This is a genomic window from Desulfococcus sp. (assembly GCF_041737845.1).
Classification (GTDB): domain Bacteria; phylum Desulfobacterota; class Desulfobacteria; order Desulfobacterales; family Desulfococcaceae; genus Desulfococcus.
Genome location: NZ_JBGSQX010000146.1, coordinates 107,243 through 131,074 on the forward strand (window position 1 = coordinate 107,243; position 23,832 = coordinate 131,074).

The 23,832-nt window shown below is 61.5% G+C and carries 22 protein-coding genes; 12 read left to right on the top strand and 10 right to left on the bottom strand.

The features are described 5' to 3' along the window. Positions 1-12: 12 nt before the first annotated feature. Positions 13-678, top strand: a complete 666-nt coding sequence (gene nadD / locus ACEW8N_RS17650) for a nicotinate (nicotinamide) nucleotide adenylyltransferase (RefSeq protein ID WP_373501172.1) — start codon at positions 13-15, stop codon at positions 676-678. A gap of 54 nt (positions 679-732) precedes the next feature. On the opposite strand, the gene ACEW8N_RS17655 is transcribed toward nadD, so the two are convergent. The 8 genes from ACEW8N_RS17655 to ACEW8N_RS17690 all read right to left on the bottom strand — a co-directional run bounded on the left by ACEW8N_RS17655 (position 733) and on the right by ACEW8N_RS17690 (position 7,909). Beyond that, positions 733-1,848, bottom strand: coding sequence for a transglycosylase SLT domain-containing protein (locus ACEW8N_RS17655; RefSeq protein WP_373501173.1), 1,116 nt, complete (start codon positions 1,846-1,848; stop codon positions 733-735). 41 nt (positions 1,849-1,889) lie between these two features. Further along, on the bottom strand, positions 1,890-2,492 hold the full coding sequence (locus tag ACEW8N_RS17660) for a peroxiredoxin (RefSeq protein ID WP_373501174.1): 603 nt from the start codon (positions 2,490-2,492) through the stop codon (positions 1,890-1,892). Positions 2,493-2,612: 120 nt separating this feature from the next. Further along, complete coding sequence (locus tag ACEW8N_RS17665) at positions 2,613-3,614, bottom strand: methyltransferase (protein ID WP_373501175.1); 1,002 nt, start codon at positions 3,612-3,614, stop codon at positions 2,613-2,615. A gap of 50 nt (positions 3,615-3,664) precedes the next feature. Then, positions 3,665-4,423, bottom strand: coding sequence for a 2Fe-2S iron-sulfur cluster-binding protein (locus tag ACEW8N_RS17670; protein WP_373501176.1), 759 nt, complete (start codon positions 4,421-4,423; stop codon positions 3,665-3,667). Between the two features lie 69 nt (positions 4,424-4,492). Then, positions 4,493-4,945 carry a CBS domain-containing protein gene (locus ACEW8N_RS17675; protein ID WP_373501177.1) on the bottom strand — a complete coding sequence of 151 codons (453 nt, stop codon included), beginning with the start codon at positions 4,943-4,945 and terminating at the stop codon, positions 4,493-4,495. 46 nt (positions 4,946-4,991) lie between these two features. After that, on the bottom strand, positions 4,992-5,204 hold the full coding sequence (locus tag ACEW8N_RS17680; RefSeq protein ID WP_373501178.1) for a hypothetical protein: 213 nt from the start codon (positions 5,202-5,204) through the stop codon (positions 4,992-4,994). Further along, a complete protein-coding gene (locus ACEW8N_RS17685; protein ID WP_373501179.1) occupies positions 5,201-7,384 on the bottom strand; it encodes an FAD-dependent oxidoreductase in 2,184 nt (727 codons plus the stop codon). Before ACEW8N_RS17685 ends, ACEW8N_RS17680 begins: the two co-directional genes overlap by 4 nt. A gap of 15 nt (positions 7,385-7,399) precedes the next feature. After that, the gene (locus ACEW8N_RS17690) at positions 7,400-7,909 is read right to left on the bottom strand and encodes a 4Fe-4S dicluster domain-containing protein (protein WP_373501180.1); all 510 of its coding nucleotides are present in this window, start codon (positions 7,907-7,909) and stop codon (positions 7,400-7,402) included. A gap of 652 nt (positions 7,910-8,561) precedes the next feature. Here ACEW8N_RS17690 and ACEW8N_RS17695 point away from each other — a divergent pair. The 7 genes from ACEW8N_RS17695 to ACEW8N_RS17725 all read left to right on the top strand — a co-directional run bounded on the left by ACEW8N_RS17695 (position 8,562) and on the right by ACEW8N_RS17725 (position 15,264). Beyond that, positions 8,562-9,701 carry a sulfite exporter TauE/SafE family protein gene (locus ACEW8N_RS17695; protein WP_373501181.1) on the top strand — a complete coding sequence of 380 codons (1,140 nt, stop codon included), beginning with the start codon at positions 8,562-8,564 and terminating at the stop codon, positions 9,699-9,701. A gap of 104 nt (positions 9,702-9,805) precedes the next feature. Further along, positions 9,806-10,366, top strand: a complete 561-nt coding sequence (locus ACEW8N_RS17700; RefSeq protein WP_373501182.1) for a hypothetical protein — start codon at positions 9,806-9,808, stop codon at positions 10,364-10,366. Continuing rightward, positions 10,363-10,851: a hypothetical protein gene (locus tag ACEW8N_RS17705; protein WP_373501183.1), complete on the top strand. Its 489-nt coding sequence runs from the start codon at positions 10,363-10,365 to the stop codon at positions 10,849-10,851. Before ACEW8N_RS17700 ends, ACEW8N_RS17705 begins: the two co-directional genes overlap by 4 nt. After that, entirely contained in the window at positions 10,848-12,008 is a 1,161-nt protein-coding gene (locus tag ACEW8N_RS17710) for a sensor histidine kinase (RefSeq protein ID WP_373501184.1), read from the top strand. The genes ACEW8N_RS17705 and ACEW8N_RS17710 overlap by 4 nt, the downstream gene beginning before the upstream one ends. Continuing rightward, positions 12,005-13,399, top strand: a complete 1,395-nt coding sequence (locus ACEW8N_RS17715; protein ID WP_373501185.1) for a sigma-54-dependent transcriptional regulator — start codon at positions 12,005-12,007, stop codon at positions 13,397-13,399. Before ACEW8N_RS17710 ends, ACEW8N_RS17715 begins: the two co-directional genes overlap by 4 nt. A gap of 237 nt (positions 13,400-13,636) precedes the next feature. Further along, complete coding sequence (locus tag ACEW8N_RS17720; RefSeq protein ID WP_373501186.1) at positions 13,637-14,023, top strand: response regulator; 387 nt, start codon at positions 13,637-13,639, stop codon at positions 14,021-14,023. Next, entirely contained in the window at positions 14,020-15,264 is a 1,245-nt protein-coding gene (locus ACEW8N_RS17725) for a M48 family metallopeptidase (protein WP_373501187.1), read from the top strand. The genes ACEW8N_RS17720 and ACEW8N_RS17725 overlap by 4 nt, the downstream gene beginning before the upstream one ends. A gap of 15 nt (positions 15,265-15,279) precedes the next feature. On the opposite strand, the gene ACEW8N_RS17730 is transcribed toward ACEW8N_RS17725, so the two are convergent. Then, entirely contained in the window at positions 15,280-17,061 is a 1,782-nt protein-coding gene (locus ACEW8N_RS17730) for an ATP-binding protein (RefSeq protein WP_373501188.1), read from the bottom strand. Further along, positions 17,058-17,753 carry a response regulator gene (locus ACEW8N_RS17735; RefSeq protein ID WP_373501189.1) on the bottom strand — a complete coding sequence of 232 codons (696 nt, stop codon included), beginning with the start codon at positions 17,751-17,753 and terminating at the stop codon, positions 17,058-17,060. The genes ACEW8N_RS17730 and ACEW8N_RS17735 overlap by 4 nt, the downstream gene beginning before the upstream one ends. Positions 17,754-17,910: 157 nt before the next feature. Between ACEW8N_RS17735 and ACEW8N_RS17740 the strand changes: the two genes are divergently transcribed. From ACEW8N_RS17740 to ACEW8N_RS17755, 4 genes are all read left to right on the top strand, one after another. Then, entirely contained in the window at positions 17,911-19,080 is a 1,170-nt protein-coding gene (locus tag ACEW8N_RS17740; RefSeq protein WP_373501190.1) for an aminotransferase class V-fold PLP-dependent enzyme, read from the top strand. Positions 19,081-19,092: 12 nt separating this feature from the next. Then, positions 19,093-19,221 carry a hypothetical protein gene (locus tag ACEW8N_RS17745; RefSeq protein ID WP_373501191.1) on the top strand — a complete coding sequence of 43 codons (129 nt, stop codon included), beginning with the start codon at positions 19,093-19,095 and terminating at the stop codon, positions 19,219-19,221. Between the two features lie 30 nt (positions 19,222-19,251). After that, the gene (locus ACEW8N_RS17750; RefSeq protein WP_373501192.1) at positions 19,252-20,949 is read left to right on the top strand and encodes an ABC1 kinase family protein; all 1,698 of its coding nucleotides are present in this window, start codon (positions 19,252-19,254) and stop codon (positions 20,947-20,949) included. Positions 20,950-21,071: 122 nt separating this feature from the next. Then, positions 21,072-23,771 carry a UPF0182 family protein gene (locus tag ACEW8N_RS17755; protein ID WP_373501193.1) on the top strand — a complete coding sequence of 900 codons (2,700 nt, stop codon included), beginning with the start codon at positions 21,072-21,074 and terminating at the stop codon, positions 23,769-23,771. The last annotated feature ends 61 nt before the right edge of the window (positions 23,772-23,832 follow it).

The window sequence follows — 23,832 nt, forward strand, 5'->3', positions numbered from 1 at the left end:
GCGCCGAACGCCATGGGAGCAGAAATCGACAAAAAGAAGATCGCCGTCATCGGCGGTTCGTTCAACCCGGTGACCAACGCCCATGTCTGGATGGCCGAGGCGGTTTTATCCGCTTTTCCCGGGATGCACCAGGTCTGGATGATGCCGGCCCACCGCCACCCCTTCGAGAAGCACCGGGGGTATTCCTCCCATCGGAGCCGGATGATCCGGCTCGTGGAGACGGCGCGCATCCGCTATTTCGGCTACGAGATCGACCACGAACTCTCCGGGGTAACCTACATGACCTTCTGCCGGTTGCTGAATGATCCGGACTACCGGGACCCGTTCGTGTTTTACATGGTCATCGGCGGCGATTGCGTGGTCGATTTCGACACGAAATGGCAGCATGCCGAGGAATTGGCGGCAATGGTGCCCTTCATTATCGTGCCGCGACAGGGGTACGACCTGTCCGGGTATCGCGGTCTTCTGTCCCGGCCGCCGCACGTTCTCCTGAGACATGCCCATATCCCGAATATCAGCGCCACCGAGGTTCGGGCCAGGATCGCCTCGGGCGCATCCATCCGGGAGATGGTGCCTGCGGAGGTTGCATCCTATATTCGCCGCCATCGGCTCTACGAAGAAAGAAACGGCGGCACGGCCGGTAACCCGCCCGACAGGTTTCCCCCGCCGGCCGCCTGAGGTTTGCGGGGGTCAGGAAGATCCATCTCCGGGGATGGCGGGAAGCCGGGTCTGTCAACGCATGATGACGAGCTGCTGCCCCGGGTGGATGGCGCTGTTGTATTTCAGGTTGTTCCACTGGAGGAGATCCCGGAGGGGAATGGTGAGCCTTTCTGCAATCATTGTCAGGCTGTCGCCCTGTTTCACGACATAGACATCCTTCTTCATGTTCGCCCGTTGCGCCTGCTGGCGGGCGACCAGGGCGCTGAACCGCTGGGAAAACCCCTGGGACGCCCCTTTGGGAACCAGGATGACATGGCTTCCCCTCACAAGACGATTTCCGAGGATTTCGGGGTTGAGGTCCTTGATTTTCTTGAAATAGGTGCCGGACGCGTCGGCGATGGTCCGTACCGGGACATCGGATGACAGCGTCAGTTGCACCCGGTCGAATTCCACCGGGCCGTAAAGATCCTCCCGGGTGAGGTTGAATCCGTATTTGGGAAGGTCCGAAAGAATCATCTTGATGGCCAGGATCCGGTAGACATAGCGCATCGTCTCCGCGGGCAGGTAGAGGTGGTAGTAGTTGCGGGTGCCCTGTTCGGCGATGCGCCGGCCCATGCCCGCCTCCCCCATGTTGTAGGACGCGGCGGCCAGGGTCCAGGAGCCGAAGTCCCCGTGGAGCTTTCTGAAATACTGGATGGCGGCCCGGGTCGATGCAAACAGGTTCCGGCGCTCGTCGATGTCCTCGTCGATCCGCAGCCCGTAGCGACGGCCCGTATCCTTGATGAACTGCCAATAGCCCACGGCCCCGGCGGATGACCCGATGGTCGGCAGGAGCGCGCTTTCGGCGATGGCCACGTACTTGAGGTCCAGGGGCATGTTGTTTTCCCGGAGCATCCTTTCGATGTAGGGCATGACCCGGCCGGTCCGCTTGGCATACAGGATGAACTGGGGCCGGTTCCAGATGGTCAGGATCAGTTCCTTTTCCAACTCTTCCCGGATGTCCGGGTCGTCCAGGGGCACGGGTTCGCCGCAGAAGTCCAGGGGCGGCGAGATCCGGATGGCGGGAAGGTTTGAGGGAAACAGGGCGGCGTCGGGAATCTCCAGGGGGGCGCCTGAAGCGAATCCCGAAACCGCCGCGAAAAGGGATGCGATCCACAGGAGCAGCGTTCGGTGAAGGGTTCGGTTCATGATAAATCCATTTCTCATGGTTTTGGAGAGACTATGGTTTTTCAGAGTTCTTTCGCCTTGGCGGAGAGATAGGATGCCACGCCGTCCGCCGTCGGTGTCATCCCCGTGTCGCCTTTCTGCCAGCCGGCGGGGCAGACCTCGCCGTATTCCTCCGCGAACTGGAGGGCGTCTATGGTCCGGAGCATTTCATCGACGTTCCGCCCCAGGGGCAGGTTGTTCACCACCTGGTGCTGGACGATGCCGTTTCGATCGATGAGGAAAGAGGCGCGAAGCGCAACCCCCGCCTCGGGATGCTCAATCCCGTATTTGCGGGTGATTTCATGCTTGACGTCGGCGACGATAGGAAACTGGACCGGCCCGATGCCGCCGTCGCCCACGGACGTATTCCGCCAGGCAAAGTGGGTGAACTGGCTGTCGATGGAGACGCCGATCACCTCGACGCCGCGCTCCTTGAACTGCCCCATGCGATGGTCGTGGGCGATGATCTCCGTCGGGCATACAAAGGTGAAGTCCAGGGGCCAGAAAAAAAGGACGACGTATTTACCCTGGTAGTCCGACAGGTGGAAATCTTCCACGATCGTCCCGTCGGGCATGACCGCGGGGGCCGTGAAGTCCGGCGCCGGTGAGGCTACGAGTATGCTCATGGGGTCCTCCTTGTCATCATTTGTTGCGGTTGGGTCTTCGAATGGGTCTCGTAAGTTAAGACCGCTCCCGGGATTTTCAAGTCATCCCGGGAAACCGCCGTTTATGTGCGGACCCTCGGGTCAGCCGCCCTTGACGCCCATCAGGACGTCTGAATCGTTGGGGGTCTTGACATGGAGGCGGCGAATGCTCCCGACGCCGACATTCTCCAGCATGGCCGTGATCTCCGTTTCGGTGTAGGACTGTCCGCCCTCGGTCCCCAGGAGCATGTTGAGGGAGAAGAGCGCGGGAAACAGGGGGCGATCGCGGGTGTCGTCCAGGATGAAGTCGTGGACCAGGATCAGTCCCCCGGGTGCAAGGGCCGCGACTGCCTTGGCGATGAGCGCTTCGCACTCCCCGGGGCCTTCGCCGTGGAGGATGTGGGAAAGCCAGACCACGTCGTGACCCTGCGGGATCTCGTCGGTCAGGTAATCCCCTGAAACGAAATCGATGCGGCCGCCCAGGCCGAAGCGCTCGATGGTTTCCAGGGCGAACGGACGCGTGGTGGGCAGATCGAAGACCGCGGCCCGCAGTCCCGGGTTGTGCTTGCAGAAATGGATGGCATAGGTGCCGGGGCCGCCGCCCAGGTCGAGGAGATTTTTTCTGCCGGCCAGATCCGCCATGGGAACGACCCGGGGGGCCGTGCTCATGGCGAGGTTGAACATGCCCAGGAGGAAATTCCTACGGATTTCGGGGTCCTGAAAATTGGCCCGCTGCCGCACGGGCCGGCCGCTCCTGACAGCCTCGTCCAGCTTCGACCAGGAGGCCACCAGGTTGTGGTGGTGGAGGATGATGTATCCGATATAGTCGGCGGAGTCTCTGGAGAGCCAGGTCAGGCCTTCATGGGTGTTGGCGAAGGCATCTGCCGTCTTTTCCAGAAGCCCCATGGCCGCGAGGGCGTCCAGAAGCATGGCGGTCGCCCTGGGATCCGCCTGCAACCGTGCGGCGATCTCCGTTGCCGTTATCCGGCTGTTTCCGATGGTGGTGAAGATGTCGAGCTTGACCCCCGCGTGGAGCGTGCAGGTCTGCCAATAGAAGCCCGAGGTCGTCAGCAGCGCCCCCGGGTGCCATGTTCCCTTTTCCATGATCGCGTCTCCTTGTTCCTGACGGGGTGCCTGATGCCTCTCTCTTTTCGTTATCGCTTGGCCGGCCTGGAAAAGGTTCGTATCCGTTCGGAAAAGAGCTTGGCGCAGGTCGGGCAGTAGCGGTGCTCTTCCTTGACGTGGGGATGGGGGGCGGTCCGCCGCTCGATGTAGGCCAGGAACTTTGGCGTGGCGAACCTTTTGCCGCAGCCCTCACAGACCGCGAGGGGATGCTGGCCGATGATCTCGTCCCGTATGGTGATGAGGCGGACATTTTCGCGGTCCTCCAGGGTGATGGCGTCCGTCGGGCAGATGTTGGCGCAGGTCCCGCAGCCGATGCAGCGGCCCTCGATGGGCACGACGAAATGAACCCCGTCCCGTTTTTCCATTTTGAGGGCCTCGGCCCCGACGATCTCCTTGCATACCCGGATGCAGAGGCGGCAGCGGATGCAGCCGTCCGGCGGCGGCCCCAGGGGGATGCCGTGGGCCTCGGCCATCTGCCGGATCTTTTTGGATTGCGGCGCCATCTGGAGAAGGTTCTTGAACGCCTTGAGGCGTGCTTTTTTGACGAGGTCGCTTTCAGTTTTGACGACGAGGCCCTCCCGGACCTTCAGGATGCATGAGAGCATGGTCGTCGGCTCGCCCGTGTGGCCGATGATCTCGACGGCGCAGAGCCTGCAGGAGCCAGAGGGCTTCACGGCCGGATGATGGCACAGCGTGGGGATCGCCGTGCCGCCGGCCCTGGCGGCATCGAGCACCGACATCTCCTTTTCCACGGACACACGCTGATCGTTGAGGGTGAAGGTTATCATTTTCCGCTCCATGTGGGTGTGGGGTCCTGTTGGCAATGATGTCCGCCGGCGGGCGCCATCCGGAAAGGATCAGTCAAAGGATGCCTCGTGAAGGTCCGTGATATATTCCTGCAGATACCGCAGTTCGGCTGCTGCAGCCTCCATTTTTTTCTGAAACAACTCGGCCGCGGAGAGAATCCCCAGGACCCGGTTTCCCTCGATCACCGGAAGATGCCGGATGCCGGCGCCCGTGACCATCTCAAGGGCCGCGTCCGTCCTGTCGTCCGGTCCGACCGCCATCAGGGTGGGGGTCATGGCCTCCCTGACCGGACTGTCCAGGGCCGCCTGAACCGGCCCTTTCATCATGGCCGCCAGGATGTCGCCCCGGGAGAGGGCGCCCACCGGGACGTCATCGCGGGTGACGACGAGCAGGGGAACCTTTTCCCCGCACATCAGGGCGGCAGCGTCCCCGAGGGGGCGGCCGCTTTCCATTGTGTGGACGGCAGCGGCATGCCGCGCTTCGAGAAGTGTTCGGACGAGCATCGCTCCTCTTTCGTCTCTGGGATTCCTGTTTTTTCCGGCCTCCGGATCAGGGGGCGAGCTGCCGGAGGCAATCCTGGGGAAGCCGATGCGTCCCCTTTCCGTCCAGGCTGACCTCGATCAGGGCGTCCGGATCGTTCACCGAGGTATCCGGGTCGACCACGATGCCGTGACATCCGATGTATTCGTTCATGTACTCTTCCCAGCTTTCATCCTCGGAGCGCTGAAAGACCTCGATCCGTTGACCCTTTCGATACGTCATCGTATACCCCCTTTGGTGGCGGAAAAAATATCCACGTTGGCGGCCGCCATGTTTTTTCTCAGGCAGGCATCGCAGATGAGCCGTTCATCGACGATCCTGCCGACGGGATTGATCCGGCGGCGGATATATTCGATATATTTTCGGGTGCCCATGACGGCGCCGCACTGCTCGCAGGCAAGGATTTTTTTCCGGTTCAGCACCGTTCCGCACAGGGAAAGCACCCGTTCGCCGTTCACGTCTTTCATCTGCATGGCCTGGTTGGGACAGTTGTTGGCGCAGGCCCCGCAGAGGATGCACCGTTCCTGGGTGAGTCTGAAGTCGGTTTCCACCGGATGATCAAAGTCGAAATAGCCCATCTGAAGGGCATCGACCTTCATCTTGTCGCGGCAGATCTCCACGCACTCGCCGCACCTGCGGCAGATGTCGCACCGGAGGCAGCGCCGGGCTTCCTCCCGGACCGCGTTTTCAGGATATCCCAGTTCGACCTGCTGAAAGGTCGTTCGACGGCGATCCAGGGCGATCAGCGGCATCTCGGGCCGTTTCAGGATCATCTTCGTCGTGGACGGCACCTCCAGGTAGTCGACCCGGGAGCGCCTCACCGGCACCGGCGGCATTTTGGGCTGGGGGATCCCCGACAGGTAGCGGTCGATGGCCACCGCGGCCCGCTTGCCGCCGCCGATGGCCTCGATCACGGTGGCGGGGCCGGTGACGGCGTCGCCTGCCGCGAACACGCCGGGGATCGATGTCTCCATGCTGACCATGTTCACGTCGATGGTGCTGCGGCGGGTCCATTTCATGTCCGGAAGATCTTTCATGCACGCCTGGTCCACCCGCTGGCCGATGGCGCCGATGACGACGTCCGCGGGCATGACAAAATCACTTCCCTCCACCGGCACGGGGGACATCCGCGTGCTGCCGTCCCGGGCCACGAGCTTGGCCCGGAGGCACCTGAGGCCCGTCGGCTTGCCGGCTCTTCCCTCCACGGCAATGGGCACGGTCAGGAAGGAGAAGAGGATGCCCTCCTCCTCGGCCTGCTCCACCTCCTCCACGTCGGCCGGCATCTCGTTCCGGGTCCGCCGGTAGGCGATGGTCACCTCCTCGCACCCCAGGCGCAGGCAGGTCCGGGCCGCATCGATGGCCACGTTTCCGCCGCCGATGACAATGACCCGCCTGCCGGGCTTGCGGCGCTCGCCCAGGGCAACCCGTTGCAGCAGATCAATGGCATCGGTCACCTGGTAATCCGTCTCACCGGGGATGTTGAGCTTATAAGCCGCGTGCGCGCCGATGGCGAAGAAGAAGGCCTCGAATCCCTCGGCCTGGAGGGTTGTGAAGGTCACGTCCCGCCCGAACCGGGCATTGAACTGAAATTCGACCCCCAGCTCTTCGATCATGGCGACCTCCCGGTCGATGACCTCACGGGGGAGGCGGTAGCGCGGAATGCCGACGAAGATCATGCCGCCTGCCGACGGAAGGGCTTCGATCACCCTGACGGAATACCCTTTTAGGGCCAGGTAGTAGGCGCAGCTCATGCCGCCGGGCCCAGCGCCGATGACGCAGACCTTCTTTTCTTTGTCGGATTCTTTGGGCGGGTTGAGGTAATTGCCTTCGGACATGGCCCGTTCGGCGGCGAAGGCCTTGAGAAATTTGATGGAAACCGGGGTGTCGATCCGGCCGCGGACGCACATGTACTCACAGGGCCGGGTGCAGATGAGACCGCAGACCCAGGGGAACGGGTTGTCCCGCCGGATGACTTCGATGGCCTCGGCGTCTTTTCCCATGCCGATGAGGGTCACGTAGGTGGGGACGTCGATGCCCGCGGGGCAGGCCATCTGGCAGGGCGCCGGCGCCAGCTTTACGCAGGTGCCTGCTGCGCAGTTGTGGGTATCCACATGGCTTGCGAACACCTCGCGGTGCTGTGCGAGGTCCGTCTGGATCCGGCGGCCTGCCTCCGTGGCCTGGACGTCGTCGTTTTGGCTCAGTGTTTCGGCCAGGGTTTCGATGGCGGGAATATGGTCCGGCCCTCCGCGACCCCAGGCAATGTCGTTCAAAAGCTCCAATATTTCTTCGGCGATGCGGCGGCTTCGGGGATGGGCGATACGACCGGATGCAAGGATTCCGTCCAGTCGGGTGACGGCATCGTTTACCGGGCAGGCCGCCACGGCACAGCTGCTATTGGCCATTACGGTCCTCTCCTTCTATTCCTGCTCCAGTGCGGCGACCTGTCGGGCATGGCGCTCCCTCCGGATCTGCGTCGTCTCCTCGGCCTTCCCGAAATGCAGGCAGCCGGTGGTGCAGATGGTGACGCATGCCGGCTTGAGGCCTCTGTCGACCCGGTCCATGCAGTAGTCGCACTTGACGACCTTCCCCTGTTCGGGATTCCATTGGGGCGCCCCCCACGGGCAGGCCGAGATGCAGGTTTTGCATCCCACGCAAAGATTCTGATCCACGAAGACGATGCCGTCTTTTTCGCGTTTCTGCATGGCGCCGGTCGGGCAGGCGGCCACGCACCAGGGATTTTCGCAGTGAAAACAGGGCATGAAAATATATGAAGCCTTGGGCAGGCTGCCGATGAATTTCGGTCCCACGGTGATCACCTGACAGAGCCTCGGCCCGACGGGAAGGGATTTATGGGTCTTGCACTGGACCTCACAGGCATGACAGGCGATGCATTTTTTCGTGTCTTGAAAGAGAAAGTATTTGCTCATGAATATCTCCGTTAATTGCACTGATTCCTATTGGTTCCACTGAATCCGCATGGCGCGCGGCTTAGTTGAGAAGGATGTCCCCATGCCTATACCATCTTTGCTCCCTTCTCACAAGCAATAGCGGTGCCAGCGATCCTGCCCATGGGCCGGAGCGGTAAAAAGTTGCGGTCCGTTCATTAAGTGGGTGTAAATCGAAGCGGTAATTGAAGAAGCGACGCCGGCGGGTTTTTCCGGGGCGGGAACGGGAACACCCCGGAACGGACCAAAAGTGCAATATAAGTATTGCATCTGCCGCAATTTTATGCAAGTTTACTATCTATTTGTTAATATGTGATAATTAAACCTGCTGCAAAAAAAGATTGCATCATAATTCTTGCGGTCGTCTGCCATCGCCGTCAGGGGATATCCCTGCCCGGATGGAGAGCGGCATTGTTTCGCCCGCAGGAACCTCCCGCCCGCGGCCCTCGGCCGGCGGACGGTATCGGATGACCGAAAATGTGGCATGCGGTTTGCTGTGTGTACGATCCGTAACAGACGGAGAGGTGGCGTGGTCTATCATAACTGGAAGATCCGAACCGGAGTTTGTCTTGAAAGTGCTGACGGTTTGATGTTGAGATGAAACCCTTTAAGAAATGACCGAGGAGAAAAAACAATGCAAAAAAGAACGATTTCGCTGTTGGTAATGTTGATGATGGGCCTGGCGCTGGTTTTGCCGCTGGTGACGGCCACCACGGCCCACGCCGATAAGCTGGCCGATGCCATTGCGGCCACCCCCCAGGGCACGGAAAAAGGACAGATCGATCCCGCCGCCAAACCAGGCTTCCTGGGCATTCCCGGGGCGCCCGATCCCGGCATGCTGATGCCGTTTCTGTGGGCAATCTGGGTGGGCTGGATCTTTTCCACCGTGGGCGCCTTCGGCGGCGTCATGGCCGGCGTAGGGCACATCACCGTTTTTGGTCTGGGTGCCTACGCCAAAAGCTTCGCGGATACCAACAACACTCTGAACAAAATGATCACCGACTCCATCCGGGTGTCCAACCAGTGGCTCGTGGGCCTTTCGTCCCTGGTCTCCTCCATCACCTACGCCCGGCAAAAACGCCTGGTGACGTCGCTGGGCCTTTTTTTGGGCGGCGGCGCGCTCCTCGCTACCTACCTGATTTCCCAGACCGCCGGCAAGGTCAGCTTTTCCCAGTACCAGGGGTGGTTCGGCCTCTGCGTGTTCCTGATCGGCGCATTCATGATCTATGACATGAGCCCCAAGGGCCAGGCCAAAAAGCAGGCCGCCAAAGCCGCCGTGAAGGCCTTCGAGGAGACCGTCAAATGCAAGGGCGACATCTGCGAGCAGGGCGTCAAAACCCTCAAGTGGAGCATTACCAAAACGGAAATCTCCTTTTTCGGGCAGACCTTTTCCTTCAACCCCCTGTGGGCCTTGTTCGGCGGCTTTATTATCTCCGCCATTGCCTCCTTCATCGGCGTGGGCGGCGGCTTTCTCTACGTGCCCTTCCTGACCAGCGTCGCGGGCCTGCCCATGTTCGTGGTGGCCGGCACATCGGCCCTGGCGGTCCTCATCAGCATGGTCACCTCCATCTTCCAGTTCATGACGATGAAAGGGGTTCCCATCTTCTGGCCCATGATCGGTGTCGAGCTGATCGGGGTGTTCGTCGGGTCGATCCTGGGTCCCAAGACCGGCAAGTACATCCCCGAGAAAGTGCTCAAGTGGATCTTCCTCATTCTCGCGTTCTACATCGGGCTGCGGTATACCCTGAGAGGCTTTTTCGCGATTAACATATAGAAATATCGCGACCCATGCCGTCGTCCGGCCTCCGGGGAATGCCCCGAAGGCCGGGCTGTCCGAAGTTTGGATTACCCTCAACCGACCATCTGGGACATAACCCAATGCTATCCTTTTTCAACGGTTTTTACGAAGCCGTAGACCCTTTTCTGATATGGTTTTACCGGATAACCGGGGTGCCCATCATCGATTATTTCATCGGCACCTTCATTCTGTCGTTCCTGACGGTGGTGATCGGCGAGGTCTGCGTCTCCCTTGCCGTCAAGTTCAACCGGTCCCACATCGACGGCATGAAGGTTGAGGTAACCCGGAAGGAAAAGCTGTCCATCTCCGCCTACGAGTCGGGCGACCAGCAGAGCTACCAGGCCCTCAACAAGGAGGCCACCGACACGTGGGGGAAACATTTCTTTATGATGGCGGCCTATTCCTGCGGGATTCTCTGCCCCATCCCCTTTGCCCTGGGCTGGATGCAGACCCGGTTTCAGGACGTTGAATTCACCGTCGGCTTTCCCCTCTCCCTTCTGGGTATGGAGACGGTCGGATTCCAGTTCTCCTTCTTTCCCATCTATATCGCCTGCCGGATCCTGTTCAAATACCTGCGGCCGTGGCTGCCCTACTTCAGGGGCGTCCATAAAATGCTCACGGCGGGGCCGGAGGCGCCTTGAGACGGGGCGTTCACACCGCAGGATCATGGAGCCTCGCGGCCGCCGTGATCCTATTGGCCCTGCCGGCGGAGGCCCTGGCCACCCAGGCCCACGGAGACCCGGAGGGGCTGTATGTCCACCAGATGTCCCATCTCTTTCTGGCTTTTTCCATGGGGCTCCTGATCTACTGGCTGCGGCGCCGGACCCTGGTGCGCTCGGAGGGATGGCGTTTCATTCAGTATTCGGCCGCCTTTTTCATCCTCTGGACCCTGGACGCCTTCACCGTCCATTTCCTGGATGAACAGTACTCCCTCGTCCGGGTGACCCGGATTGACGACTGGTTCATGCGCATCGACTCGGTGCCGGACGCCTCGTGGGTACGGATTTTGTATTACGTGGTGAAACTGGACCATCTCTTCTGCGTGCCGGCCCTCTTTCTGCTTTACCTCGGCCTGAAGCGGCTCCTCAAAGAGCCTCCGGCGGCGGAGGCGGCCGCTGGCCCATGATCGTATCGGCTTTGCCCATCGTCCTGGTGGATTTTGCCGGGTCCGTCGCGATGATCATCCTGAGCTTCCAGTGCACGCGCATGGCCCGGGAGCTGAACCGAAGGACGCCCAACCACCTGATGTGGACCTACCTGCTGTGGGTCAGCTATTTCCTGGCGGGGTTCGCCGTTTCCCGCTCCGCGGGGCATATCCTGAAGCAGATCCTCCTGTTCACGGGGCATCTCGATGCGTGGGAGATCATCCGCCCCTTCAGCGGGGGGATCAACACCTTCCTCCTCATCATCGTCGCCTCCATCACCCTCTTTTTCGGGCGGGCATGGCAGGTCTACCGGGAGATCATGAACGACAGAATCGCCATCCAGAACGCCCACCGGGAACTCCTCGACCTGAACGAAAATCTGGAGAGGCGCGTCCAGGAGCGGACCGAGGCCCTGGCCCTGTCCGAAAAACAGATCGCCCAGGCAGACAAGCTCGCCTCCATCGGACAGCTCGCCTCGGGGATCGCCCACGAGATCAACAACCCTTTAGGCATCATCCTGGGGTACACCCAGCTCCTGCTCCGGTCCGAGCCCCCCGATACCCAGAAGGCCGAGGACCTCAGGATCATCGAAAAGCACGTCAAGAGCTGCAAGGCCATCGTGGCGGACCTGCTCAATTTTGCCCGGAGTTCGAAACCCAAAAACGAGAACGTCGACATCCATGACATCATCGAGGACGTGCTGGTCTTCGTGACCCATCAGGCCGGGGCCAGCAGCGTCGAATTCGTGAGGGAATACGACAGGAGTGCCCCGCCGCTCTTCATCGAGGAAAAGAAGATCAAGCAGGTTCTGATCAACCTCGTCATGAACGCCCAGCATGCCAGCGGCAACAAGGGCGTCATCCGCATCGCCACCCTCCACGATGCCGCCGCAGCTCAGCTTCTCATCCGGGTGAGGGACACGGGCTACGGGATCGAGAAGAAGCACCTGTCGCGCATCTTCGACCCCTTTTTCACGACCAAGCCCACCGGCGAGGGCACGGGGCTGGGGCTTGCCGTCAGCTACGGCATCGTGAAAAGCCACGGCGGGACCATCTCCGTGGAGAGCGAACCCGGAAGGGGGACGGAGTTTACCGTGATGCTCCCCACGATGACCCGGCAGAAAGACCTGGCGCCATGACGGACCGATCCATACTGATCGTTGACGATGAGCGGGACATGCTGGTCCTGCTGAAGCGAAGCCTGGAGCCGGACCTGAACTGCCGCGTGACCGTCGTCTCCTCCGGCGCCGAGGCCCTTCAGCACGTCTCGCGGGAGGATTTCGACCTGATTCTGGCGGACATCAAGATGCCGGGGATGGATGGACTGGCGCTCCTGGAACTGGTGAAGCAGGATCACCCCGAGCAGACCGTGGTGATGATGACCGGCCACGGCTCCATCGAGACGGCCGTGGAAGCCATGAAGAACGGCGCCTACGATTTCATCACCAAGCCCTTCGACCATGACGCCCTGCTCCTGCGGCTCGAAAAAGCCCTGGAGCGGAGCACGCTCAAAAAAGAGAACCGCCGCCTGAAAAAGGAGAGCCGGGCCACCCATGTCTTTCAGGAGCTGGTGGGCAAGAGCGCCGTCATGCTGCGGGTTTTCGAGACGATCCGCATGGTGGCCGACACGGAGTTCACCGTGCTGATCACCGGAGAGTCGGGCACCGGCAAGGACCTGACCGCCCGGGCCATCCACGCCCTGAGCCCCCGCAGCGGCGGGCCCTACGTGCCGGTCAACTGCCCTACCGTTCCGGAGCAGATCCTGGAAAGCGAGCTTTTCGGATACAAGAAAGGCGCCTTTACCCACGCCACCCAGAACAAGATCGGCCTGTTTCAGGAAGCCAACCGGGGGACCATTTTTCTGGACGAGATCGGCGACGTGAGCCCGGCCATCCAGACCAAGCTGCTCCGGGTCATCCAGGAAAAGGAGATCAAGCCGCTGGGCGATACCCGAACCATCTCCGTGGATGTCCGGATCGTGTCGTCGACCAACCAGAACCTTCGGGAGAAGATCCGCCAGGGCACCTTCCGGGAGGACCTTTTTTACCGGCTGAACGTGCTGCCCATTCACCTCCCGGCGCTCAGGGAGCGTCGGGAGGATATCCCCCTCATCGCGAGCCATCTGCTGGAGAAGCATTGCGCAAGCCTCTCAAAGCCCTTGAAAGGCTTCTCCCCGGAATTGATGGGCATGTTTGTGGAGCGGCCGTGGGAGGGCAACGTGCGCGAACTCGAAAACGTCATCATCCAGGGGATCCTTTTCTCCGGGGGAGAGGAGATCCAACCCCAAGACGTCCGGCTGGAGCGGCTGACGTATGCGGCCGCATGCCTTCCGGAGGACGTTTTCCAGGGGATGGTCTACAAGGACGCCAAGGAAAAAACTCTCCAGCAGTTCAACAGCGCCTACCTCGGCCGGATCCTGGCCGAGACCGGCGGCAACATCACCCAGGCGGCCCGCATCTGCGGACTGGAGCGGCAGTCCCTTCAGCAGATCATGCGGCGGTACGGCCTTACGGCGGAGGGCTTCCGCTAGGCCCGTGTCGGCCGCCCCCTCGCCCGGCCTTCCCCCCAGCACTCCCCGCGGCGCATTCCTCCTCTTTTCTCATCGTCGCATAGGCAAGGCCCCGGCTGCCGGCGATCCATGCGTTTCCGATCCGGATGGGGATCCCTCATCCACCCGCGGCTGCATTTTTCAGTTAATTTATTTGAAAATGTGTGCTACACATTTATAACTTTAATTATAAATGAACTGGTTTTCGGGAATGACAACATGACAAAAATCAGAAAAATCCTGGTCATGGACGATGATGAGACGGTCAGGTACATCCTGTCTCAGATGCTGAAATACCTGGGATACGCGTCGTGCTTCGCAAGTGAGGGAAACGAGGCGGTGGAAATCTATTCGGCGGCACTCGATGCGGGGGAGCCCTTTGATGCGGTCATTCTGGACCTGTCCGTCAAGAACGGCATGGGCGGCATGGAGACGATGTTCGCCCTCAAGGCGGTCTCCCCGGAGGTGAAGGCCCTCATCTCCAGCGGCTTCTCGACGGACCCGGTCATGATCGATTTCGAGGCCTACGGGTTCTGCGGCGTTCTTGAAAAGCCCTATCATATGGCCGCCCTGGGCAGGGTTTTGGGGGAGGCGATCGAGGTATGAACGTCGTTGCGGTCATCATCCTGGTCACGCTCGCGGCGAACTGGGCACTGGATCTCGCGGCGGGCATCCTGAACGTCCGGAACCTCCGGAGCGAACTGCCCGCCGGGTTTGAGGATGTCTACGACCCCGATCGGTATCGGCGGTCCCAGGCCTATCTGAGGGCCAATACCCGGCTGGGGTGGGTCTCCGGGACGGTTACCCTCGCGGCCCTCCTGGCCTTCTGGTTCGGCGGCGGCTTCTCCCGGGTTGACGTCTGGGTGCGGTCCTTCGGCTGGGGAACCGTCCCGACGGGCCTCGCCTTCGTGGCCGTTCTGGTCATGATCCGGTTCCTTCTGGGGCTGCCCTTCAGCATTTACGCGGTTTTTGTCATCGAGGAGCGGTTCGGCTTCAACCGCACCGGCTGGAAGACCTTCGCGGCGGACCGCGTCAAGGCGGGGCTTCTGGGCGCCGCCGTCGGGGGGCCGCTCCTGGCCGGGATCCTGATCTTTTTCGAGCGTGCGGCGGGCGATGCCTGGTGGATCTGCTGGATCGCCGTCACCCTCTTTTCCCTGGCACTCCAGTATGTCGCCCCGGCGTATATCATGCCGCTCTTCAACAAATTCACCCCCCTGGAGGACGGTCCCCTGAAAACCGCCATCCTGGACTACACGCGCGCGGTGGATTACCCCGTCGCCAACTTGGCTGTGATGGACGGCTCGAAACGCTCCGGAAAGGGGAATGCCTTCTTCGCCGGGTTTGGACGGCACAAGCGGATTGCCCTTTTCGATACCCTGATCCGGCAGCATACCGTGGAGGAACTCGTGGCGGTTCTGGCACATGAGATCGGTCATTACAAGAAAAGGCACGTTCTTCAGGGCATGCTGATCGGCATCGGCCATGCCGGGGTCATGTTCTACCTGCTGTCCCGCTTCATTTCCTACCCGGGGCTGTTCGAGGCCTTTTACATGTCCGAGGTCTCGGTCTACGGCGGCATGATCTTTTTTGCGATGCTGTTTTCACCCGTCGATTTTTTCCTGGGCCTGCTCCTCCAGATGCGGTCCAGGCGAAACGAGTTCGCGGCAGACCGGTTTGCCGCGGAAACCACCGGCCGCCCGGAGGCCATGATCAGCGCTCTCAAGAAGCTTTCGGCCAACAATCTCGGAAATCTTCTCCCCCACCCATTCCACGTCTTCCTCCACTATTCCCACCCGCCGGTCACGGTCCGGGTGGCGGCGCTCAAAGGCCTTCCACCCGGGGTCTAGGCGGTATTTCCGGGTTCAGGCCGAAGCGGTCGGCAGCCGGATGAGGAAGGTGCTGCCCCTGCCGACGGTGCTGTCGACATCGATTTTGCCGCCGTGGGCCTGGATGATGTGCTTGACGATGGCCAGGCCCAGGCCCGTGCCCCCCTCTTTTCGGCTGCGGGACTTGTCGACCCGGTAGAACCGCTCGAACAGGCGCGGCAGGTGAGACCCCGGGATGCCGATGCCCTCGTCCTCGATGCGGATTTCGACTTCCTGCCCCGCCTGCCCGGCCCGTACGCGGATGGTGCTGCCCTGGCCGCTGTATTTGACGGCGTTCTCCACGAGGTTGACCACGGCCTGCTCCAGAAAATGGGCGTTGATCTCGGCCTGGAGGGCCTCGTCGCATTCCAGCCGGATGGCGATGTTTTTCTCGTCGGCATGGCCCCGCAGGACCTCGATGGCGCCGCTGATCACCGGTTTGAGCGCTTCACGCCGCAGACCGATGCTCCGGTTCTGCCCCTTCTGCTCGATCTCGGCCAGCTTCATCAGGTCCTCGATGATGGCGGCCAGGCGGTTGGCATGGTTTTCGATGATCATAAGAAATCGCCGGGCCTCCTCCGGCTTCTCCAGCGCCCCGCCAAGAAGGGTTTCGACGAACCCCTTGATGGCCGTGAGCGGCGTCTTGATCTCGTGAGAGACGTTGGCGGCGAATTCCCGGCGCATGGTTTCGAGGCGGCGGAGGCGGGTGATGTCGTGAAAGACGATGAGGGTGCCGATCCGCCGGCCGTTGGGCTCCCGGAGGGGGGAGGAATGGGTGCCCAGGATCCGCTCCTCCTCCTGGTAGAGGTGGATCTCCCCCTCGGCATCCCCCTCGCCGGTCAGGGCCTCCTGGACGAAGCGATGGAGCTGCGGGTTCCGGATGACCTCCTGGATGGTGCGGCCGATGGCGGCGCCCGGCTTGAATTTGAACATGTCGGCGGCGGCCTGGTTGACCTTGATCAGGTGCTCGTCCATGTTGAGGGCGATGACGCCCTCCTGCATGCTCGTCAGGACCGCTTCGAGTTCATCGCGCTGGCGGTCCACGGTATGGATGCGCTCGTTGAGGTCCGACGCCATCTGGGTCAGGGCGCCGACCAGCAGGACCATCTCCCTCGATTTCGGGGGCGGAATGGCGTAGGTCAGGTCCCCTGTTGCGAATCGCTCGGCGCCCTTGCGGACCTCTTCAATGGGGCGGGCGATCCGGCGCGCGACAACATAGCTCACCAGGGCCGCCATCAGTGCCACCACGAGGCCCGCCCCGACGATCTGCTTCTGGATGGCCCCGAGCTTCCGGTCGATTTCATCCAGGGGGATGGCGGTGCGGATCGCCGCCAGGGTCCTTCCCCGCTCCTGGACCGGCACCGCGACGTACATCATGGATCTGGACAGGGTGCTGCTGTATCGCATCGACTGGCCGGGTTCGCCGAACAGGGCCTTGTGAATCTCGGGCCTGCCGGAATGCGTCTCCATCTGGCCCGGGGATTCCTGGGAGTCCGCCACCACGCGTCCCGTGGGGAGCACGATGGTGATCCGGGTCCCGACGCGCCGGCCGGCGGCTTTGCAGAGTGCGTCGAGGGCGGCCTCATTCAGCGGCGACAGATGTTGCAGCACCGATTCCTGAAGCAGGTTCGCCTGGGCCTGAAGCCCCAGGGTCATCTGTTCGTGGTAGTATCCCTTCATGGCGACCGAGGCGGAGAGGCTGACCACCATGAGCGAGGCCAGGATGACGATGAGGTAGGAGGGATAAATATGCCAGAAGAGGGGCTTGGGTTTTTTCATGAGAGTTCCTTAAACCGGTAGCCGACGCCCCGGACCGTCTGGATATAGCTTCCGCAGGCGCCCAGCTTCTTGCGGAGCCCGACGATCTGGACGTCCACGCTCCGGTCGGTGACCGGGTAATTGTCCCCGCGAACGGCGTCGACGATCTGGGAGCGGGTGAAAACCCATCCGGGCCGCCGGCTCAGGAAGAGGAGAATCTGGAATTCCGTGAAGGAGAGGTCGACCTCCTCGCCCCGCACGGTCGTCTTGCGCCTGCCGGGGTCGATGGAGAGTTCCTGGATGCGGAGGACGGAAGACTCGTCCGTCGGCTCCGCCGCGGCCCGGCGGATGACCGCCCGTACCCGGGCATTCAGAATCCGGGGGCTGAAGGGTTTGGTGACATAGTCGTCGGCGCCGACCTCGAGGCCCAGAACGACGTCGGCCTCTTCCCCCCGGGCCGTCAGCATGATGATGGGAACATGGCGGGTCTTGTCGGCGTTTTTCAGGATCTTCGCCACTTCGATGCCGTTGATCCCGGGAAGCATCAGGTCGAGCACGATCAGATCAGGAACGGCATCGGACGCGAGCTTGAGGGCCTTTTCGCCCGTGTCGGCGCAGATCACTTCAAAGCCCTCCCGGGCCAGATTGTATCGAACCAGTTCGAGGATGTCCTCCTCGTCATCCACGACGAGAATCCGTTCCATGGGTGTCATGTGTCGCGTTTCCCCCCGGCCCGACGGTTTCAGGCCCCGGCTTCGGGCCGCCGGCTTCCGGAAGCCCCTGCATTAAAAGATTGCGCATTTGATCCGCTTACCATATCATATAAGATTATGGAACAATATTAGAATTTTGTTAAATTCAGGAGTGCCCATGGACTGGCATGAAGTTTACGGCCGTTTCCCCATCAACCGGGAGATGGTATGGCTCAACAACTGCGGCATCACCCCCGCCGGCGCCCACGTTCTCGAAGCGGTCAACCGGTTCATGACCGATTATGCGAAAAACGGCGCCCGGGCCGAAAGCGCCGACTACGGCCGGGTCAGGCACCGGATCAAGGAGATCCTGTCGCCGCTCCTGGGGTGCGCCCCGGGCGAACTCTGCCTGATTCACAACACGGCCGAAGGGATGAATGTCGTCTCCCGGGGCCTGCGGTTCGAACGGGGCAGCGAGATCATCCTGCTCGAAAATGAATACCCCAGCAATGTCTACCCCTGGCGCCACTGGGCGGAAAAGGGGGTAAAACTCCTGACGGCGCCTGCGGCCACGACCCCCGACGGCTTCTTTGAAGGGCTGAGCGCCCTGGTGACGGATCGGACCCGGCTTGTCGCCCTCTCCGCCGTCCACTGGTGCACGGGGATGCCCCTGCCCCTGGCGCGGATCGGGGAGCTCTGCCGCGAGCGGGATATCCTCTTTGCGGTGGACGGGGCCCAGGGCGTCGGCATGCAGCCCATGGACGTCAAGGGGATGAAGATCGATTTCATGGCCTTTTCCGCATGGAAATGGCTCATGGGGCCGCTGGGGATGGGGGTCCTCTATGTTGCCGAGAACCGCTTGAAAACCCTCGATCCCGTCTTTGTCGGAACGGAGTCGGTGGTCATGGACGAGGTGTACCTGCCCTACAGGAGCGAACTCAAGCCGACGGCGGACCGGTTCACCTTCTCCACCCCCAGCATCGGCGACTGGGTCTATCTCCTGGCCTCCCTCGAATACCTGACCCGGATCGGCTTCGACAGGGTGCGGGAACGGATCTTCGAGCTGGCCGAATACCTGAAGCAGCGGCTGCGGAACATCGGTTTTTCGGTGCTCTCGGATCGGTTTCCGGATCACCCCACCGGCATCGTGGTCTGCGAAAAACCGGGGGTGGACTCCGGGTCAATGGTCAAGCGGCTTGAATCCCACAAGGTGATCGCGGCCGAACGCCTGGGCCGGATCCGCTTCTCGCCCCACATTTACCTGTCGGAGTACCAGTTGGACGCCGCGGCCCGGGCCCTTTCCCAGGCGTGCATGGCCCAGATGTACGCCCAGTCCGTGAAGCGATAAGAGGAGATCCGCATGAAAGAAAAAGGTACCGCGGCATCCAGGGAGAACGACGCCCCGAAAAGCTGGATCAGCAGGCTGCTCGACTGGCTCGCCAGAGGCCATCGGAAGGCTGTCGAAAGCGGAAAGCATTGCCCCACATGACGAATCAAGTAAACCGAAAGGCCGCGGTCCGTGGCCGGTGACATCGATCCAAGGCGGTATCGCAGGGTCCGGCGGTTCTTTTTCAAGGTTCTGCTCAAGACCCTCTGGTGGGATATCCTGTTCAACCGCCCCGTGCTTGCGCGGTTCCGCCCGGATCCCTCAGAAAGGTGGAAGGAGGTCGCCCGGCAGTTCCGCGTCCTGGCGGTGGAGATGGGGGGCGTGATGATCAAGCTCGGCCAGTTCCTGAGCATCCGCGTGGACATCCTGCCCATGGACATCACCGCCCTGCTCTCGGATCTCCAGGATGAGGTGCCGCCCGAGCCCTTTGAACGGATCCTGGCCCGGATCGCGGCCGATTTCGGCAGGCCGGCCCATGAGGTTTTCGAATGGATCGATCCGACCGCGGCCGGTTCGGCCTCCCTTGCCCAGGTCCACCCGGTCCGCCTGAAAACCGGGGAGGCGGCCGTGATCAAGGTGCTGCGGCCCGGCATCGAGCAGCGGGTGGAGACCGACCTTGCGGCCGTCAGGACGGCCCTCGCCTGGCTTGCATGGTACGAACCCATCCGGAGGCGGGTCGATCCGGACTGGCTCTACCGGGAATTCAGCACCATCACCCGGAGGGAGCTCGATTTTTCCGCCGAGGGGAGGAACGCCGAGCGTCTGGCCCGGGATTTCGCGGAGGATGCGGGGGTCTGTATTCCACGGATATTCTGGGCGTATTCCGCCCGCGGGACCCTGACGATGGAGGATGTCGGCTTCCTGAAGATCGGCGACGCCGGGGCGTTGAAGCGGGCCGGGATCGCGCCGGAGCGGGTGGCCGACCGGCTTTACGCCCTCTACATGCGGCAGGTGTTCGAAACCCATTTCGTCCATGTGGACCCCCACCCCGGCAACCTCTTTGTCCGCCCCCTGCCCCTGCCGGAAGAATCCGGCAGGGGCGTCACGGCGTTTGCGCCCGGCGATCCGGTGCCCTTTGGGCCGGACCGTCCGTTCCAGATCGTCTTTGTGGATTTCGGGATGATGACCGCCATCCCGGACCGGCTCCAGTCCGCCCTTCGGGAGTATGCCGTGGGCCTCGGGACCCGGGATGCCCACCGGATTGTCGCCGCCTGCCTGAAGGCCGGAACACTGCTGCCCGATGCCGACCTGACGCGGCTGGAGGAGGTCCATGAGGCCCTGCTGGAGCGCTTCTGGGGCATTCAGGCCGGCCGGCTGCGGGAAACCGCCCTGGCGGAAGCCCGTCATTTCCTTCGGGAATACGGGGACGTGATCCGGAATGCGCCGTTCCAGTTCCAGGCGGACATGCTTTTCGTCGTGCGGGCCGTCGGCATCCTGTCGGGCATGGCCGCCCATCTCGACCCCGACTTCGACGTATGGTCCAAGACGATCCCCTACGCCCGTCGCTATGCCGCATCGGCGTTCGCAGGAGACCTCTTTTCCGTCCCGGAAACCCTTGCCTCCCTGGCCCGGCTGCCCGGGCGGGCGGACGAATTGATGGGCCGGCTCCGGCGCGGGCAGACAACCATCCGCGTGGCGCCTTCGGCGGAAGCCCGAAACATGGCGGACGGGGTAAGGCGATCGGTGGATCGCCTGGGCGGCCGGGTGCTGGCAGCGGGTCTCCTGATCTCGGGCGCCATCCTTTTCGGGACCGACGGCGGCGGACCTGCCGGAAAAATTTTCATGATCACGGGCGGTTTGGCTCTTCTGTTGACTCTGCGAAACCGGTAAGATTCTCTTGAAAATGGCGGATGCCTTTGATACGGTGAGCCCCGAATCACTGACGTTCCATGACCGTCGCAGGCCCGAGCGGGCCGCGGCGTCGATGCTCCATGTGGATACAGGAGGAAAAGATGCAGAAGTGGGTGCGGTGGCTGATCTTAGGGATTGCCGCGATCATCGTGCTTTCGGTGATCTATGTCATATTTACGTTCGTTTTCCTCGATTTCTTTGTCAACCTCTGGTGGTTCGACTCCCAGAGCCTCAAGGGATACTATCTCCTGCGGCTCTTCTATCGGTATCTGATTTTCGCGGCCGTTACGCTGGTCTTCTTCTCCATCTTCTTCTTTAATTTCTGGATCGCCTCGCGATACCTGGGCCTTTCCCCGGATTCCTGCGTGTTGCCCGAAACCGCCGAAAACGAACGGAAGACCCGGCGCTTGATGAAGCTGATCCAGAGCGGGTCCATGAAGGTCTATACGCCCATCTCCATGCTTCTGGCCTTTCCCGTCTCCATTCCCTTCTACGAGCGCTGGGAGCAGGGACTCCTCTTTTTCTTGGGCTCCTCGGCCGGCTTTCGCGACGTCGACCTCGGCCTTGACGCCAGTTTTTTCCTGTTTGGGTATCCGATCTACCAGTTTATCCAGTCCCAGCTCATGCTGGTCTTCATCCTGCTGTTCGCGTTTATTCTTCTCCTCTATTTTGTCGAAAACCGCCTTCTCTGCCGGGTGGAGGAGACCATCCCCATGGGGGCCAGGGTTCACCTGACCATCATCGCCCTCATCGTCGTGCTGCTTCAGACCTGGGGGTTTCTGCTGGGCATCATCGAGCTGCAGTATATCGAGAACCACGAGCCGCTCTTTTACGGGCCTGGATTTATCGAAAGCCGGATCGACATTCCGCTGATATTGCTCACGGCCTTCACCTTTCTCGGAACGGCCCTTTTTTCGGTCATGGTTTTTTTCAAGCGGAAGTTCATCAAGACGACCGTGGTTTTCGGCGCATTCTTCCTCATCTTTCTGGGTCTTTACAACACGGAATCCATGCATGAAACGGTGGACAAGTATATCGTCAAGCCCAACGAGGTGACCCGGGAAAAACCGTTCATTGAATCCAGCATCGCCTCGACCTTGAAAGGCTATAATCTGCATAAGGTCAAGACGGATTATCTGCCCATCGGCCAAAGCCACGACCTGGGCGAGGATCCGACCGCGCAGAAGGGGTTCTCCAACATTCCGGTCTGGGACCGGGAACTCCTGGAGGACGTCTACCGTCAGCTCCAGAGCTTCCGGACCTACTATGCCTTTCCCAACGTGGACGAGGACCGGTACACCGTGGCGGGGGTCTACCAGCAGGTCAACATCGGCGCCCGCGAGATCAACCTGGACGACCTTCCGGATGCAGCCCAGAACTGGATCAACCGCCACCTCCAGTACACCCACGGGTACGGCGTGGTCATGACCCCGGCGGCACAGGGCGGAGAGGAACCCATGACATGGTTCGTGCGCGACATTCCCATGCAGTCCGTCTTCGGGGTTACCGTCCGGGAGCCGAGAATATACTACGGCGAAAGCCGTCCGGGCTATGCCGTCGCCCCCAACGGAATCGGTGAAATCGATCACCCCAGGGGCGGGGAGGATGTCATCGTCAACTATGCGGGGCGCGGAGGCGTCCCCATCAGCTCCCTGCTCCGAAAGCTCCTGTTTTCCGTCTACTTCAAAGACAGGAACCTCTTTTTCAGCACCAAGACGACATCCAAGAGCCGCATCCTTTTCCGCAGGAACATCGTGGAGGCGGCGGAGCTGATTACGCCCTATTTCACGCTGGACAAAGACCCATACATCGTGGCCACGCCCGACGGGCTGTTCTGGATCATGGACGCCTACACGACATCCCCCTATTTCCCCAATTCCCACGCCTACCGGGCCAGCGATCCCAATGCGGCCTTCTACGGCACGGAGTTCAACTACATCCGAAATTCCGTGAAGATCGTCATCGACGCCTACAACGGCACCGTCCAGTATTACCTGGCCGATCCCGGGGACCCCATCGTCAACGCCTACAGACGGATCTACCCCGGCCTTCTGAAACCCATGGAGGAGATGCCGGAGCTCCTGCGCCGGCACCTGCGCTATCCCAAGGATCTTTTCTCCGTGCAGATGGCCATCTACGCCAAATACCACCAGCAGAACCCGGAGCAGTTTTATCAGGATGAGGACACGTGGGACTTCGCCAAAGGCAGCACCGGACCGGTGAAACCCTACTACCTGACCACCAGCTTCAAGGAAAAGGATGCCAAGAGCTTCATGCTGGTGAGCCCCATGAGCCCCACCGGACGCGACAATCTCCGGGCCCTCGTGACCGTGGGCTGCGACCCCCACAACTACGGCGAGATGGTCGTCTACAGCTTCCCGAGGGGCCAGCAGGTCAACGGCCCCTCCCAGATCGAGGCCCTGATCAACCAGAACAGCGTCATCGCCCAGCAGATCAGCCTCTGGGACCAGGCCGGGTCCCAGGTGAAGTTTGGCCGCATGGTGCTCCTGCCCGTGAAGGATGTGATCCTCTACATCCAGCCGGTCTACATGTTCTCCGCAAGAGGCCCCAAGATACCGGAGCTTCAACGGATCATCGTCAGCCAGGGCGAACTGGTGGCCATGGAGCGAACCATCGAGGAGAGCATCGCGGCACTGCGGCAGATGCTCGCGATCCGCACCGAGAGAATTCAGCGGCGTCTTCCCATGATCGAAACCGGGAAGCCCGAAACACCGAAGCCGATAGAAGTTGAACCCGGTCCGACCCATTCGGAGGAAAATTCGGGCGATCCAACCCAGTAGCCGCGCCGGCCATGCCCCCGGCAGCACCCTTCGGAGCCGCCGGGGGCAACGGCGGCAGGCA

Bases quoted from the DNA above. Each gene is read 5' to 3' on its own strand.
- ACEW8N_RS17715 (WP_373501185.1), top strand. From the start codon at position 12,005: ATGACGGACCGATCCATACTGATCGTTGACGATGAGCGGGACATGCTG.
- ACEW8N_RS17690 (WP_373501180.1), bottom strand. From the start codon at position 7,909: ATGAGCAAATACTTTCTCTTTCAAGACACGAAAAAATGCATCGCCTGT.
- ACEW8N_RS17745 (WP_373501191.1), top strand. From the start codon at position 19,093: ATGAAAGAAAAAGGTACCGCGGCATCCAGGGAGAACGACGCCCCGAAA.
- ACEW8N_RS17655 (WP_373501173.1), bottom strand. From the start codon at position 1,848: ATGAACCGAACCCTTCACCGAACGCTGCTCCTGTGGATCGCATCCCTT.
- ACEW8N_RS17700 (WP_373501182.1), top strand. From the start codon at position 9,806: ATGCTATCCTTTTTCAACGGTTTTTACGAAGCCGTAGACCCTTTTCTG.
- ACEW8N_RS17735 (WP_373501189.1), bottom strand. From the start codon at position 17,753: ATGACACCCATGGAACGGATTCTCGTCGTGGATGACGAGGAGGACATC.
- ACEW8N_RS17695 (WP_373501181.1), top strand. From the start codon at position 8,562: ATGCAAAAAAGAACGATTTCGCTGTTGGTAATGTTGATGATGGGCCTG.
- ACEW8N_RS17740 (WP_373501190.1), top strand. From the start codon at position 17,911: ATGGACTGGCATGAAGTTTACGGCCGTTTCCCCATCAACCGGGAGATG.
- ACEW8N_RS17725 (WP_373501187.1), top strand. From the start codon at position 14,020: ATGAACGTCGTTGCGGTCATCATCCTGGTCACGCTCGCGGCGAACTGG.
- ACEW8N_RS17710 (WP_373501184.1), top strand. From the start codon at position 10,848: ATGATCGTATCGGCTTTGCCCATCGTCCTGGTGGATTTTGCCGGGTCC.
- ACEW8N_RS17720 (WP_373501186.1), top strand. From the start codon at position 13,637: ATGACAAAAATCAGAAAAATCCTGGTCATGGACGATGATGAGACGGTC.
- ACEW8N_RS17730 (WP_373501188.1), bottom strand. From the start codon at position 17,061: ATGAAAAAACCCAAGCCCCTCTTCTGGCATATTTATCCCTCCTACCTC.
- ACEW8N_RS17670 (WP_373501176.1), bottom strand. From the start codon at position 4,423: ATGATAACCTTCACCCTCAACGATCAGCGTGTGTCCGTGGAAAAGGAG.
- ACEW8N_RS17665 (WP_373501175.1), bottom strand. From the start codon at position 3,614: ATGGAAAAGGGAACATGGCACCCGGGGGCGCTGCTGACGACCTCGGGC.
- ACEW8N_RS17680 (WP_373501178.1), bottom strand. From the start codon at position 5,204: ATGACGTATCGAAAGGGTCAACGGATCGAGGTCTTTCAGCGCTCCGAG.
- nadD (WP_373501172.1), top strand. From the start codon at position 13: ATGGGAGCAGAAATCGACAAAAAGAAGATCGCCGTCATCGGCGGTTCG.
- ACEW8N_RS17675 (WP_373501177.1), bottom strand. From the start codon at position 4,945: ATGCTCGTCCGAACACTTCTCGAAGCGCGGCATGCCGCTGCCGTCCAC.
- ACEW8N_RS17755 (WP_373501193.1), top strand. From the start codon at position 21,072: ATGCAGAAGTGGGTGCGGTGGCTGATCTTAGGGATTGCCGCGATCATC.
- ACEW8N_RS17685 (WP_373501179.1), bottom strand. From the start codon at position 7,384: ATGGCCAATAGCAGCTGTGCCGTGGCGGCCTGCCCGGTAAACGATGCC.
- ACEW8N_RS17660 (WP_373501174.1), bottom strand. From the start codon at position 2,492: ATGAGCATACTCGTAGCCTCACCGGCGCCGGACTTCACGGCCCCCGCG.